Source organism: Ruegeria sp. G2, from assembly GCF_056533505.1.
Window position 1 is genome coordinate 188,238 of sequence record NZ_JBQFON010000005.1, and the last position, 14,207, is coordinate 202,444.

General features: G+C 55.1%; 14 protein-coding genes and 2 tRNA genes. 10 read left to right on the forward strand and 6 right to left on the reverse strand.

Features of this window, described 5'->3' with window-relative positions; translation table 11 throughout:
* Positions 1-122 precede the first annotated feature (122 nt).
* Positions 123-1,553, reverse strand: a complete 1,431-nt coding sequence (locus ACR0DU_RS11455; protein ID WP_010441990.1) for a Glu/Leu/Phe/Val family dehydrogenase — start codon at positions 1,551-1,553, stop codon at positions 123-125.
* Between the two features lie 424 nt (positions 1,554-1,977).
* Between ACR0DU_RS11455 and ACR0DU_RS11460 the strand changes: the two genes are divergently transcribed.
* From ACR0DU_RS11460 to ACR0DU_RS11470, 3 genes are read left to right on the forward strand one after another with little or no spacing between them, the layout of a single operon-like run.
* On the forward strand, positions 1,978-3,699 hold the full coding sequence (locus tag ACR0DU_RS11460; RefSeq protein WP_480874650.1) for a Tad domain-containing protein: 1,722 nt from the start codon (positions 1,978-1,980) through the stop codon (positions 3,697-3,699).
* Positions 3,696-4,319 (forward strand): TadE/TadG family type IV pilus assembly protein, encoded by a 624-nt coding sequence (locus ACR0DU_RS11465; protein WP_480874652.1) that lies wholly within the window; start codon positions 3,696-3,698, stop codon positions 4,317-4,319. The genes ACR0DU_RS11460 and ACR0DU_RS11465 overlap by 4 nt, the downstream gene beginning before the upstream one ends.
* Positions 4,306-4,899: a hypothetical protein gene (locus ACR0DU_RS11470; RefSeq protein WP_480874654.1), complete on the forward strand. Its 594-nt coding sequence runs from the start codon at positions 4,306-4,308 to the stop codon at positions 4,897-4,899. The genes ACR0DU_RS11465 and ACR0DU_RS11470 overlap by 14 nt, the downstream gene beginning before the upstream one ends.
* Here the strand turns inward: ACR0DU_RS11470 and ACR0DU_RS11475 are convergent, their stop codons facing one another.
* Complete coding sequence (locus ACR0DU_RS11475; RefSeq protein ID WP_260022691.1) at positions 4,900-5,370, reverse strand: hypothetical protein; 471 nt, start codon at positions 5,368-5,370, stop codon at positions 4,900-4,902.
* A 160-nt stretch (positions 5,371-5,530) separates the two neighbouring features.
* On the opposite strand from ACR0DU_RS11475, the gene ACR0DU_RS11480 reads away from it, so the two are divergent.
* Entirely contained in the window at positions 5,531-6,442 is a 912-nt protein-coding gene (locus ACR0DU_RS11480; protein ID WP_480874657.1) for a pirin family protein, read from the forward strand.
* A 7-nt stretch (positions 6,443-6,449) separates the two neighbouring features.
* Here ACR0DU_RS11480 and ACR0DU_RS11485 read toward each other — a convergent pair whose 3' ends face one another.
* A complete protein-coding gene (locus tag ACR0DU_RS11485; RefSeq protein WP_480874659.1) occupies positions 6,450-7,037 on the reverse strand; it encodes a TetR/AcrR family transcriptional regulator in 588 nt (195 codons plus the stop codon).
* Positions 7,038-7,107: 70 nt separating this feature from the next.
* Here ACR0DU_RS11485 and ACR0DU_RS11490 point away from each other — a divergent pair, with 70 nt between their 5' ends.
* The 6 genes from ACR0DU_RS11490 (at position 7,108) to ACR0DU_RS11515 (ending at position 11,968) form a co-directional block, all read left to right on the forward strand.
* Positions 7,108-7,386, forward strand: coding sequence for a hypothetical protein (locus tag ACR0DU_RS11490; protein WP_010441983.1), 279 nt, complete (start codon positions 7,108-7,110; stop codon positions 7,384-7,386).
* 128 nt (positions 7,387-7,514) lie between these two features.
* Complete coding sequence (locus tag ACR0DU_RS11495) at positions 7,515-8,801, forward strand: homoserine dehydrogenase (RefSeq protein WP_480874661.1); 1,287 nt, start codon at positions 7,515-7,517, stop codon at positions 8,799-8,801.
* A 69-nt stretch (positions 8,802-8,870) separates the two neighbouring features.
* On the forward strand, positions 8,871-9,848 hold the full coding sequence (gene glpX, locus ACR0DU_RS11500) for a class II fructose-bisphosphatase (protein WP_480874664.1): 978 nt from the start codon (positions 8,871-8,873) through the stop codon (positions 9,846-9,848).
* Between the two features lie 97 nt (positions 9,849-9,945).
* A complete protein-coding gene (gene recJ, locus ACR0DU_RS11505) occupies positions 9,946-11,688 on the forward strand; it encodes a single-stranded-DNA-specific exonuclease RecJ (RefSeq protein WP_480874666.1) in 1,743 nt (580 codons plus the stop codon).
* Positions 11,689-11,797: 109 nt separating this feature from the next.
* A tRNA-Glu gene (locus ACR0DU_RS11510) sits at positions 11,798-11,872 on the forward strand.
* Positions 11,873-11,893: 21 nt separating this feature from the next.
* Positions 11,894-11,968, forward strand: a tRNA-Glu gene (locus tag ACR0DU_RS11515).
* A gap of 59 nt (positions 11,969-12,027) precedes the next feature.
* Here the strand turns inward: ACR0DU_RS11515 and ACR0DU_RS11520 are convergent.
* Genes ACR0DU_RS11520 through comD form a run of 3 tightly spaced genes read right to left on the reverse strand, consistent with a single transcriptional unit; the run spans position 12,028 to position 14,191 of the window.
* Positions 12,028-13,134: an alpha-hydroxy acid oxidase gene (locus ACR0DU_RS11520; RefSeq protein WP_480874668.1), complete on the reverse strand. Its 1,107-nt coding sequence runs from the start codon at positions 13,132-13,134 to the stop codon at positions 12,028-12,030.
* The gene (gene comE, locus ACR0DU_RS11525; protein WP_010441978.1) at positions 13,134-13,688 is read right to left on the reverse strand and encodes a sulfopyruvate decarboxylase subunit beta; all 555 of its coding nucleotides are present in this window, start codon (positions 13,686-13,688) and stop codon (positions 13,134-13,136) included. Before comE ends, ACR0DU_RS11520 begins: the two co-directional genes overlap by 1 nt.
* Positions 13,685-14,191 carry a sulfopyruvate decarboxylase subunit alpha gene (comD, locus tag ACR0DU_RS11530; protein WP_170472438.1) on the reverse strand — a complete coding sequence of 169 codons (507 nt, stop codon included), beginning with the start codon at positions 14,189-14,191 and terminating at the stop codon, positions 13,685-13,687. Before comD ends, comE begins: the two co-directional genes overlap by 4 nt.
* Positions 14,192-14,207 lie beyond the last annotated feature (16 nt).

Genomic DNA, 14,207 nt, shown 5'->3' on the forward strand with positions numbered 1-14,207 from the left:
GTCCAAATCCACAACGACTGACGGTATATCGATCGATCCTTCTGCGAAACCGAATTAGGTCAAATCGTAAAAAGCGGCCACCCATGGGGCGGCCGCTATCAGAAATTCGATTGCCTGAGTGCTCAGAGTCCTTTTGCCCGATAGCTTTTTGAGACCCGATCAATCGCCACAATATAAGCTGCGGTGCGCAGGTCATCGACATCAGCGCGGTCATGCCAAACCTCGCTCATAGCCTGATAGGCGATGCGCATTGTGTCATCGAGGCCTGAGCGCACCAGCTCCAACTCGTCAGCACCCTTGAGGTATTTGGCCTTGAAGTTCGGCGACATTGACCAGGCATCCCCCAGGTATCGATCCAGCCGTTCAAGCTCGCTGACGATCAGTTCATGGCGCGCTTCTTCCTGGCGGCGCTGCATGCGGCCAAAGCGGATATGGCTGAGGTTCTTGACCCACTCAAAATAGGATACTGTAACACCGCCCGCATTTGCATACATATCGGGGATAATGACTGTTCCTTTATTGCGCAGGATTTCATCCGCGCCCGCCGTGACCGGACCGTTTGCAGCCTCGATAATCAGCGGCGCTTTGATCCGTTCTGCATTGGACAGGTTAATCACGCCTTCCAGTGCGGCCGGGATCAAGATATCGCACTCGGATTCAAGCACTGCACCGCCCTCGGCTGAATGCGTCGCATCCGGATAGTCTTTCACGCCGCCATGTTTAACGATCCACTGACGCACCGCTTCAACATCAATGCCATCGGGATTGTATAATGCGCCATCCCATTCGATGATGCCAATCACGCGCGATCCGTCTTCTTCACTGAGGAATTTTGCCGCGTGGTAGCCCACATTGCCCAAGCCCTGCACAACAACGCGCTTGCCGTCCAATTTGCCTGTCATACCAGCCTTTTTGACATCTTCCGGATTCCGGAAGAATTCGCGCAACGCATATTGAATGCCGCGGCCGGTCGCTTCGACCCTACCTGCGATACCCCCAGCGTTCAGCGGTTTACCCGTCACACAGGCGCGCGCGTTGATATCTGTCGTGTTCATTCGGGCATACTGGTCGGCCATCCACGCCATTTCGCGTTCGCCTGTTCCCATGTCGGGCGCGGGGACGTTCTGAGACGGGTTGATCAGATCGCGTTTAGCCAATTCATAGGCGAAACGGCGGGTGATCTGCTCTAGCTCGTGTTCTTCATATTGGCGCGGATCGATACACAACCCGCCTTTCGACCCCCCAAATGGCGCCTCTACCAGAGCGCATTTGTAGGTCATCAGAGCCGCGAGCGCTTCGACCTCGTCTTGGTTCACCGCGAGGGCATAGCGAATACCACCTTTGACCGGCTCCATATGTTCTGAATGAACCGAGCGGTATCCGGTGAATGTGTGAATCTGCCCTCTCAGCCGAACTCCGAACCTTACTGTGTAGGTGGCGTTACATACCCTGATCTTTTCTTCCAGTCCGGGCGGCAGGTCCATCAGAGACGCAGCTCTGTTGAACATCAGATCAACACTCTCACGAAAGCTGGGTTCTATAATGCCGGTCATACAATCCTCCGTACTGGCAAATGACAAACGTCATGACGTTTTGTCGCACTGCTTGTAATTTACCGCAATCAGTAACTGCACTTATTTTAAGCAATTTGCGAAAGGCCAATCGGCGTGTTCGAAGTGAGTCGACCATCGATCACCTGCGCGCGATTGTCCCGAGGCGGGAAACAAAGACGGCAAAAACGCCACGAATAAAGCTGAAAACCGTTAAAAACGAGCAGCATAGTGACGATCACGCCTAATTCTCGCCACGATCCCTGTATAATTAATTAGCGCTGCAAACCGCTGGCATTGGTGCGCCCTGTCGACAGAGGAATTCACTATGCGCAATTATGATTTAAAAGAATTGTTTAACTTTTTGTGCCGAGAAAACAGGTGCGTCCGACGTTTGCGGCAATTTGCATCTGAAACAGAAGGCACGATGACGATCCTTGCGCTCTTCTTGGTAATGATTGTCTTCACCGTTGCCGGATTTGCCGTCGATATCATGCGTTACGATCGGGAAAGGGTGCGACTGCAATATGCCCTTGACCGCGCCGTTTTGGCAGCAGCGGACCTGGATCAGGAGCTTTGCCCCCGTGTTGTCGTCAACGATTACATTACCAAGGAAGGCTTCAACCCTGATATTATCAGTAATATCGAAGTCGAACCCGAGACATGTAAGACAAATGCGGATGGCTCTGTTGAACAGATCGCCGAGCTTGAAGGCAAGCGCAAGGTTGTAGCCAGTGCTGACATGAGCGTTGAGACCCACTTTATGAAGTGGAGTGGTGTCGATCATATCGATTCAACCGCGACCAGCGTTGCCGAAGAATCGATTGGTAACGTTGAAATCTCGTTGGTTTTGGATGTGTCAGGCTCAATGCGCGGAACAAAGCTGACCAACCTTCAGAAGGCCGCAAACGACTTTATTGATGAAATGGTTCTGAAGTCAGAAGAAGGTAGATTGTCAATTTCGATCGTACCTTATTCCGAGCAGGTCTCGGTGCCTGACTATCTTATGGATGCATTGAATACGATCGGAGCCAACGAAGTTGCAAATTGCATCGACTTCCAGGCCTCGGACTTCACGACAACCAATTTCAACTATTACGATATCGTCGATGATGGCGGGAATATCATTAGGAAAGGGGATTACATTCCTCAGACTTTACACTTCAAGGACAGCGGCACAAACGACAGAAGATTCAGTGATACTTTGGTATCCAGCAACATCTGCCGGCTTGAATCCGCGACCGACCAGCGGGAAATGACCGTTATCCAGAATGACCCGGATATTTTGAAGGACCAGATTGATAATCTGGTCGCAAGTGGCTGGACTTCGATCGATCTTGGATTGAAGTGGGGCTTGACCTTGCTTGATGACAGTATTCAGCCATTGATTGCCCAGATTGCAGACAGCTCTGAAATCCCAGACTCGTTCGCCATTCGGCCCGCACCGAACACCACGACAGACACCCTTAAGGTTCTCGTGCTGATGACGGATGGGGAAAACACCTATCAGCACAAAGTAAACTCACCCTATAACGAGGGTGGCTCCAATATTTATTGGAACGAAAGTGCACAGACTTATTCCATCTATGATGATCAAAATGGGCGTTGGGCTTGGCCAAATGTAAATACCACCATATGGGATAATAGTACCGGCGGATACTGGACACGTGACAAGTTCCAGGATCATGCGCACGGAAATGGTACCTACAAACGATATCGTTGCCGGGATTACTACAATGGCACCTGTTACGATATCGACAGATCGAATGATCGCGATTTCAACGAAAGCGGTTCGTCGCCAGCAGAACTAGAATGGCCTGATGTCTGGGCACATACGGAGAAAAACGCGATCCGGAATATGTTCCGCCATGCCTACGGTTGGACCCGTGGCAATGAATTCGCGGCTGCGTCGACCACCGAAATCGGCCCTTCAACCAAAAATCCACGGGTTGTCGATCTTTGCGTAGAAGCTGAGAAAGAAAAGGTCATAATTTTCTCGATCGCTTTCGAAGCCCCCTACGGCGTCAAGCAGATGCTGAAAGACTGTGCGATCAAACCTGCCCGCTACTACGAAGCAACTGGCACACAGATTGAACGTGTCTTCGATTCAATCAGCACTTCGATTCAAAACCTGAGGCTGACCCAATGATCATGTCGTTGCGAATACGGGCGCAAAGGTTCTGGCGTAAAGAGGATGGCGCATCCTCGAGCATTGAGTTTATGTTCTGGTTCCCTCTCTTCTTATATGTCGCATATTCTGGCATGGACCTGGGATTGATCTCATTTCGCCACGCCGACCTTGAGCGGTCGTTGGACATGACGATCAGGGAGGTTCGACTGAATCGCCTGCCGCCTGGCGAAGACACGTGGGATCATGCCCTTCTGAAGAAGATGGTGTGTGAGAACACAATCATTTCCGACTGTTCTGAAAATCTCGCGCTCGAGATGAAATCCATTGACCCCCGCGTCGGCAACCAGCTGGATCCTACGCCTTATTGCGTTGATACACCGGCGACGATCAGAAAACCCGAAGATGTTGCCTTTGAATTGGGAACCTCGAACGAAATGATGATTATTCGAGCCTGCCTCGAAGTCTCGCCTGTATTCGGCCTCTCCATGATGAACGATCTGGTAAGGCAAGATAATGACGGGCAGTGGGAAATACACGCCTCTTCTGTGTTTGTTCATGAACCATTTGGAGGCTCATCAAGTACTCCCGCTGGAGGTGGCACTTCTGAACCGGAGGACGTAGCAGATGCCGGCGGCTGATTTCTCATTCAGAGGCGTATTTGCAAGAACTGTCCGTCGCTTCCGGCGTCGGGAAGACGGCATCATTTCTGTTGAAGCCATGCTGATATTGCCGTTGCTATACTGGTCTATGCTTGCTTCATACACCTACTATGACGCCTATCGGCAAAGTGCGCGTAATATCAAGGGTGCCTACGCGGTTGCCGATGTGGTTTCGCGTGAAGATGGCAATGTGACCGAAGCCTACGTAAACACGATGTATGATCTTTTGGAGACCATGGTCGAAACGCGCGCGCCGGTAACATTACGGATGACCTATCTTACATTTGATGCCGAGAACGACATCCATAATGTACTGTGGTCCTGCGTTCGTGGCACAGGCCTGCCGAAATGGTCAAACGCAGACATTGACGACATTAAACCTCGGCTACCCGCGATGCCTGACAATGGATCGATGATCGTGGTCGAAACCCGGAACACATATCGGCCGCCATTCTATATCGCATTCGAATTCGCCGAATTTGACATGAACAACCTTGTGTTCACTCATCCGCGCGTATTCGACAATATCGTCAATACTGATCCATCCTGCGTCGTCTAGCTACGACCTTTCGGCAAGCAGTCCGGTCAGTATCTCGGACATGAACTTGGTTTCGGCGGCGGCCGTCATTCCGCCGATACCAATGCGGCGCCCGACACGCCACCAAAGGCCTGGAAACCAGTCAAACGATCCTGCCGTGCGGGTTTTGATAATAAATCCATTCGATGGTTTGAACGCAAATACACCTCGGTCGACGGTTTCGACTTCTTCCACTTTGCAAATCACCTGCCCCGAGCTGGTGCGTAAATCGGTAGAGGTCAATTCGATCCTATCCTGAGTCGAATGCCACATGTGATGCGACAGCCAGAAAGCCCCAATTCCCACAACAAACAGGAATATCTGCCAACCAAGATCCGGAGGCGATGCTATCGCGACATAAATCACCAGCGCTCCGACAGTGGCCAACATCCCTACTCCGGTCCATCGGCGCGCGGATGAGGCCTGAATAGAGGCCAGAACTTCGTCTTGCATGTCACTCTCCCCGTTACTCGTCTGCTCTAGCTGGTTTGATATGCAAAGAACAACACCCATGTCGCTGGTCTGAGCGTGATCGCACAGACCGCGTGTTCCTGCGCAAATTGATTACGCCGGGACTGGCCATAAATTGCGGCTAAGCAATCAGGAGGCTAAAATGTCCCTCAGACCGATCCTTGAGACGCGCACTTCGGTTCCAACAATGGAAGGCGCGGGTGTCAAACTTCATCGCGCATTCGGGTTTCAAGACCCGTCGGAACTGGACCCTTATCTATTGTTTGATGACTTTCGGAACGACAACCCGCAAGATTTTGTGGCCGGTTTTCCATGGCATCCACATCGCGGCATCGAAACGATCACCTATGTCCTGTCCGGTTCAGTAGAACACAGTGACTCGCTGGGTAACAGCGGCACTTTGGGTGCAGGAGACGTTCAATGGATGACGGCCGGGTCTGGTATTCTGCATCAGGAAATGCCCAAAGGCTCGGGCAGCGGCCAGATGCACGGTTTTCAACTATGGGGCAATCTTCCATCGGATCAAAAGATGACTGCCCCGCGCTATCAGGACGTCCAAAGTACCGATATTCCCGAGATTATCGAAGACGATGGTACGGCGGTCCGGGTAATAGTCGGCACATTCTGGGGCCGTACGGGTCCTGTCGACGGGATCGCTGCAGATCCGCAATATCTGGATATCAGTATACCGGCGGGTGTGAAAAAGACCTTTCCAATAGATACCTATCGTCGTGCGTTCGCCTATATCTTTGAAGGGAGCGCTGCCTTCGCGGATGCCTCCCGACCTTCCGGAGTGCTATTGGAAAAGGAAATCGCAGGGCATGAGGTCAATATCCGCGACATGTCTGGCGACCGGACATTGGTTCGGTTTGGAACAGGGGATGAAATCACTGTTCAGGCCGGGCCCGATGGTGTGCGATTTCTTTTGATCTCTGGGGCTCCGATTAATGAACCTGTTGCATGGCACGGACCGATCGTCATGAACACGCAGACCGAATTGCAGCAGGCCTTTCGTGAATTGCGCAACGGCACATTCATCCGCCCGGCCCATTGAGGGCCGGTCAGGCGGTGACGGCCTTGCGCACCATATCCCAATAAACCTGTTCAACCTCATCCAACGACAATCGCCCGCCGCTGCGGTACCAGGTGATCACGCCGTTGAGCATGGCGATCACCGCCAAAGTGGCGATTTTGGTATCGGTAACCGAGAATTGGTCCGATTGCTGCCCTATGCGCAAGATACTCTCCAGCGAGTCTTCGTAGCGGCGGCGCAGCGCTTCAATTTCGGCGAAATTTTCGGGCGTCAGATTGCGCAGTTCCATATAGGCGATAAATACTTCATCCGGGCGCTGAAGGTGAAAACGGATGTGGAACCCGACAAACTGGCACAGCGCATCTTGTGGATCGTCAAACTGCTCAAGCTCTTCATATGCAGCCAACAAATCCTGCATGTGATCGCGCATAAGACGGAACAACAGGCTTTGTTTATCAGGGGTATAATTATACAGGGCTCCGGCCTGCACCCCCACCTCTCCCGCGATCTGTCGCATCGATACAGCGGCATAGCCGTGACGGGCAAACAACCCCAACGCTGCCTCGCGAATGCGAGGGCCGGTGATGTCTGAATGAGAGCCTTGTGTACGTGCCATGACCTTATCCTATATGAACGGTTGTTCAGATAGAACCCCGCTTGAACCAGCGCGGTAAAAGGTGCATCACATGAAAAACTCTGCAACCCAAAGGTCTGCGATGAAGCTTTTGCCGTCGATATTTCTTGTGCTCGCCACTGCGAGTTGCGCGAATATCCCCGAGTTGGAAGGCAGCGAAACCGCCGCATTGCGCAAGGCCCCCTATCCCAAACTCATTGCATTGGATCCGGCCCTCGGTGCCCCCACCGATCCCGTCAGCGAAGCGGAAGAGGTTGAAGAGGATCTGTCGACGCGCGGCGAAGCCTTGGCGAAAAAAGCCGAGGCGTTGCAAAATGCCGAGATTAACTAGGATTTTGGCTGCGCCTAAGCCTCCGAAAGATTAGACGGATTGCACCCTTGCCCTGAACCCGCTAAGGCAGCCCGCAAAGGACACTTCGCCATCGCGGGCGGCATTGCGAGCAGAAAGGACCCGAGGGAATGACACAGGCGCTGAGGCTTGGAATTGCCGGTCTGGGAACTGTCGGAGTGGGAGTGGTCAAAATCGTACGCCGGCATGCCGATCTTTTGCAGGCGCGCACCGGGCGCCCCGTTCAGATCACCGCTGTTTCGGCTCGCGATGCCAATAAGGATCGTGGCGTAAACCTATCCGACTACGCGTGGGAGACTGATCCGGTTTCCTTGGCAAAACGTGACGACGTCGATGTTTTTGTTGAACTGATGGGCGGTGAGAACGGTCCCGCAAAGGCCTCTGTCGAGGCGGCATTGGCCAGTGGAAAAGATGTCGTCACTGCCAACAAGGCGCTGCTGGCCATCCATGGACAGGACTTGGCGGAAAAGGCCGAAGCTGCAGGCCGCGTCATTCGGTTCGAGGCAGCGGTCGCGGGTGGAATCCCGGTGATCAAGTCTCTGACCGAGGGGCTGGCTGGCAATGAGATCACACGCGTCATGGGCGTGATGAACGGCACCTGCAACTACATCTTGACCCGGATGCAATCGCAGGAGTTGGGCTACAACGCTCTTTTCGAGGAATGCGCGCAGCTTGGGTATCTTGAAGCTGATCCCAATCTGGACGTTGGTGGCATCGATGCGGCGCATAAATTGGCGCTGCTGTCATCGATTGCCTTCGGCACCAAGCCGAATTTCAACGGGATCGAGATTGAAGGCATTCAACAGATCAGCCTGGATGACATCCATCAGGCTCACGACATGGGATACCGGATCAAGCTGTTGGGCGTGGCTCAGCGCACTGCCCGGGGACTAGAGCAGCGTATGCAACCCTGTCTGGTGCCGAGTGACTCTCCGTTGGGTCAGCTGGAAGGTGGAACCAACATGGTCGTGCTGGATGGCGATGCAGTTGAGCAAATTGTTCTGCGTGGCCCGGGTGCGGGCGAAGGGCCCACCGCAAGCGCTGTAATGGGCGATGTCTGCGATCTGGCACGCGGATTGCACATCCCGACATTTGGCCGCCCTGCCGCATCGCTGCAAGAGGCAAAGCCTGCCGTTACTGGCCTGCCTGCGCCCTACTATCTGCGGCTGGGCCTGCAGGATAAACCAGGCGCGCTGGCCAAGGTTGCCTCTATTCTGGGCGATGCTGGCGTCTCGATTGACCGGATGCGCCAGTATGGGCATGCCGAAAGCACCGCGCCCGTGTTGATTGTCACCCATAAGACGACACGCGCAACCCTTGACGTCGCGCTTGAAGGCTTGCGCGACACGGATGTTATCGCGGGTGAGCCCGTCGCCTTGCGCATTGAAGAGATTTGAGCTTGCGACCTGCATGAAACGCAAGCTATGCCGGTTATTACGGCTTTATTGACCTGAGGATACGAACATATGAGTGCTGCCAAGATCGATTTTAACGACCGCCTTCTGTCTCTGGGCCTTGCGCGGGTGGCGGAACAGGCCGCGCTGGCGTCCGCCTCATTGGTTGGCCGGGGTGATGAGAAAGCCGCTGATCAGGCTGCTGTAAACGCGATGCGGGAACAGCTGAACCTTCTGGACATCGAGGGTGTTGTGGTCATTGGTGAGGGGGAGCGCGATGAAGCGCCGATGCTGTATATCGGCGAAGAGGTTGGTACTGGCAATGGGCCGGGCGTGGACATTGCGCTGGACCCGCTGGAAGGCACCACGCTGACAGCCAAGGATATGCCAAACGCCTTGACGGTGATCGCCATGGGACCGCGCGGCTCAATGCTGCACGCGCCTGATGTGTATATGGACAAACTGGCCGTTGGTCCCGGCTATCCTGAAGGCGTTGTCAATCTGGACATGAGCCCGCGCGAACGTGTCGAAGCGTTGGCCAATGCCAAGGGGTGTGGGCCTGAGGACATTACGGTCTGCATTCTGGAGCGTCCGCGTCACGAGGCAATGATCGCGGAAGTGCGCGCCACCGGTGCCTCTATCCGCCTGATCACCGATGGTGACGTCGCTGGCGTCATGCACTGCGCCGAAAGCGAAGTGACCGGGATCGACATGTATATGGGCCAAGGCGGCGCACCCGAAGGTGTTCTGGCTGCTGCTGCGCTGAAATGCATGGGTGGTCAGATCTTTGGCCGCCTGCTGTTCCGCAACGATGACGAACGCGGCCGCGCCGCCAAGGCAGGCATCACCGATCTGGACCGCGTTTATGCGCGCGACGAGATGGTGACCGCAGATGTCATCTTCGCTGCCACTGGCGTGACCGGAGGCTCTCTGCTGCCGCGTATCAAGCGGGAACCGGGCTGGGTCGAGACAACCACGTTGCTGATGCGGTCCAAGACCGGCTCGGTCCGGCGCATGTCCTATCGCACTCCGATGTGGTCGCATACCTAAAGATGTCGGCTTGCGCCGCTGCCTTCGGCGAGAGTATTTGTAAAAACATGAAAAGGCCGGGTCCGAAGGGGCCCGGCCTTGGCGCATGAGGTGAGATGTGGCGTTTCTGGGCGTAGAGCAATCGTTGACCGGTCGGCGTTGGGTTGGACCGGGGATAGAGGTCGAGCGTTCGGCTGAAATGATGGCGCAGCAGACCGATTTGCCGCGCGCCGTTTGTCAGGTGCTGGCGCGACGCGGTCTTCCGGTGATGGAGGCCTCGGGTTTTCTGGAGCCAAAGCTGAAAGAACTGCTGCCTGATCCGCGTTCGATGAAGGACATGGAGCTTGCCGCTTCGCGGTTTCTTGAAGCGGTGCGCAATCGTCAAAAAATCGCAGTGTTTGCCGATTATGATGTGGATGGGGGCAGTTCGGCTGCGCTACTGCTGGTGTGGCTGCGCCAGATGGGAATAGCCGCAACGCTCTATGTGCCCGACCGGATTGATGAGGGCTATGGACCAAATGTACCGGCGATGCAGGAATTGGCAGTTAGCCATGATCTGATCATTTGCGTGGATTGCGGAACACTTAGCCATGAACCTATCGCGGCGGCGAAGGGTGCAGATGTAATCGTTTTGGATCATCATTTGGGGGGAGAAACCCTGCCGGATTGCGTCGCAGTGGTGAACCCGAACCGGCAGGATGAAAGCGGTGATCTGGGCTATTTCTGCGCGGCTGCGGTGGTGTTTCTGATGCTGGTCGAGGCGGGCCGCCAACTCCGCGAGGCTGGCGTCAAAGGGCCGGATCTGATGGCCATGCTGGATCTTGTGGCGCTGGCTACGGTGGCCGATGTCGCGCCGCTGATTGAGGCCAACCGGGCCTTGGTGCGGCAAGGGCTGAAGGTAATGGCCCAGCGGCAACGGCCAGGGCTGGTGGCGTTGTCAGACGTGGCCCGCATGGATACTGCGCCCAACAGCTATCACCTAGGGTTTTTGCTAGGGCCGCGTGTGAATGCAGGTGGGCGCATCGGTCAGGCCGATTTGGGCGCGCGATTGCTGAGCACCGACTCGGTGACCGAGGCCAAAGCCCTATCCGAGCGACTGGATGCCCTGAACTCGGAGCGGCGTGAGATCGAGAACGCAGTGCGCGCTGCAGCACTGGCACAGGCGGAAGAACGCGGACTTGATGCGCCGTTGGTGTGGGCTGCTGGTGAGGGATGGCATCCCGGTGTCGTAGGCATCGTTGCATCGCGGCTGAAAGAGGCCGCAAACCGGCCCGCGATCGTGATCGGGTTTGATGGAGATGAGGGCAAAGGGTCGGGCCGTTCCGTCTCGGGCGTTGACCTGGGCGCGTCGATCCAGCGTCTGGCAGCCGAAGGGTTGCTGGTCAAAGGTGGTGGACACAAGATGGCGGCAGGTCTGACGGTGATGCGGGATCAGTTAGAGCCCGCCATGGCGCGCCTGTCGGAACTGCTGGCCAAGCAGGGTGCGGGGCAATCAGGCCCTGCCGATCTGAAACTGGACGGGGCACTGATGCCTGGCGCCGCAACAGTCGACCTGATCGAGCAGATCGAAAAGGCAGGCCCTTTCGGAGCCGGTGCCCCTGCCCCACGCTATGCTTTGCCCGATCTGCAGGTGCGATTTGCCAAGCGCGTGGGCGAAACACATCTGAAACTGTCACTATCGGATGGCATGTCCGGCGGACTGGATGCCATCGCCTTTGGTGCGTTCGATGGTCCGCTGGGGGATCGCCTGTCAAATCATGGCGGTGCCCGCTTCCATTTCGCAGGTCGGCTTGAGGTCAATTCCTGGGGCGGTCGGCAGAGCGTGCAACTGCGACTGGAGGATGCGGCAGAAGCCGTCTGACACCTTTTTCAACACGCCCTGCAACCAGTCAAAAAAGTTTCGTAGCCTTGCGTTTTTCGTCTTGCGGGGGGGGAAGGTAAACCGTAAAAGGCCCTCCACAAGCCAACGTGGCCCGTTCGTCTATCGGTTAGGACGCCAGGTTTTCAACCTGGAAAGAGGGGTTCGATTCCCCTACGGGCTACCATTTCGTTTGTTTGGTCTAAATGGCCCGTTCGTCTATCGGTTAGGACGCCAGGTTTTCAACCTGGAAAGAGGGGTTCGATTCCCCTACGGGCTACCATTTCCACACACTTTCAATGCTTTAGGAAGCCGGATCCGGACAACCCGCGCGCACTATCGCTATTCGCGCAGACCGACATCGTCCAATGTCGTCAGCCCAGTCTGCGCCATAGCAATGCTCAATTCGTCGCTGAGAACATCCCAAAGCTGTTCCAGACCCGGCTCTCCGGCAGCGGCGATGGCATATTGCAGTATTCGTCCCACAAAGACAAAATCCGCTCCGACTGTCAGAGCCTTGAGGATATCTTCGCCGGATCTGATGCCGCTATCATAAAAAATCGGGAAGTCCGGCCCAAGCGCATCACGGATTTCTGGCAGCTTTTCGATGGGTGCAGGTGCAGAGTCCAGCTGCCTTGCGCCATGGCTGGAGACCTGAATTGCATCCACCCCTGCCGACACAAGTGTTCGGGCATCCTCGACATCCAATACGCCTTTTATCACCAGTTTTCCCGGCCAGGCATCGCGTAACCGGCTCAGCGTATCCCAATCGGCACGCGCGCGGCTTTCAGTTCGGTCAAAATCGTAACCTTCCGCATCGAAATTCGCCATCACAGGGCGGCCCTTGAACAAGGTGGTCAACGACCACCGAGGGTGCAGAGCAAAGTCGAGGAACTGGCGCGGTCCGATACGAAACGGCATCTTGAACCCATGGCGCAATTCGCGTGGACGCCGACCTACCTCGGGCACATCTACGGTCAGAACCAGAACGTCATAACCTGCGAATTTCGCCCGCTCGACCAGTTTGAACGTGCCTGAGCCATCTCCACTGAAATAAAGCTGAAACCAGGCATTGCCTTCGGCTTCGGCAATGATCTCTTCCATTGAGGTAGACGCAACTGTGGATACGACATGAGGCACACGGTTGTGTGCTGCCAAACGCGCCAGCATCAGATCAGCGCCAGGAGCTGAAAGGTTGCACATCCCCATCGGGGCAATCCCAAAAGGCCGGCCTGATTGTTGGTCTAAAATCTGCGCCGACAGCGATCGCTGACTCACATCCTTCAAGATACGCGGACGCAGAGTAATGGCATCCAAGGCAGCACGGTTTCGTACCGCCCCGGATTCCTGCCCGGCAGCGCCATCAATATAGTCAAACACCATCCAGGGCAGCCTGCGACGCGCCAGGCGTCGCGCGTCCTCGGCCGAATGAATGGTGCTGGCGGCCATCAGGCCTGAACGGCCTTCATGAAGCGGTCACGAATGACCACCGGGTCCATTGTAATCGGTGGCATCTTGGCATTGCCGCTTTCGCACTTGCTGACAATGATGGTCATCTGCTTCGCATCCAGGGCCTCTTGCAGGACACGACCTGTCTCTTCGGCCGCGCACTCAATCACACGTTCACATCCCGCGGCTTCGGCCATCTTCGTAAGCGAGGTTTTTTGACCTGCATAAGTCGGCTGGTCCCCCGTCGACCCGTAGGAACCGTTGTCCACAATCAACAGGATGTAGTTGTCCGCCACATTATTCGCGATGGTTGGCAAAGTACCCAGATTGGTCAGGATCGAGCCATCACCATCAATCACGATCACCGGTTTGGGCTGCGACAACGCTAATCCCAACCCAATTGAAGAGGCCAACCCCATTGTCCCCAGCATATAAAAGTTGGACGGTTGGTCGTCGATGGCGTGCAGTTCCTGACTGGGAATGCCGATGTTACAGACAACCAGTTGATCACGCAGGATCGGAGCGATTTCCTTGAGAATTTCAGAACGGATCATTGGTCGCCATAGCCTCCCCAGAAATTGGCATCGGTCAGGATCGCGACCGGCTTATTGCACATGAACGTATATTTCAGGATCGCGTCCAGTTCTTCGACATCGGACTGATGGTGGAAATGATAGGTAGGTATGTTGAGCTGAGCCAAAAGGGCTTTGGTATGAACGGCCATTTCGACTTGACAGGCAATCGGTTCACGCAGCTCTCCGCGATATGAAATCAGCATAGGCAGTGGCATCCGATAATACTGAATCAAAGTCGCCAGCGTGTTGATGGTAACACCAATGGCCGTATTCTGCATGATGATAGCTGGGCGTTTTCCACCCATCCATGCGCCGGCACACAGGCCCATGCCCTCGTCTTCTTTGTTCGACGGGATATGAAAAATCCCATCTCGCGCATCGATATGTTCGATTACGCCTGCAAGTTGCTTGCATGGAACGGTGGTCACAAACGAGATATCGTTCGCAACCAGGTCGTCTGTTATCTTTTTGTCTATGTCCATATCCGGAGTATCTGTC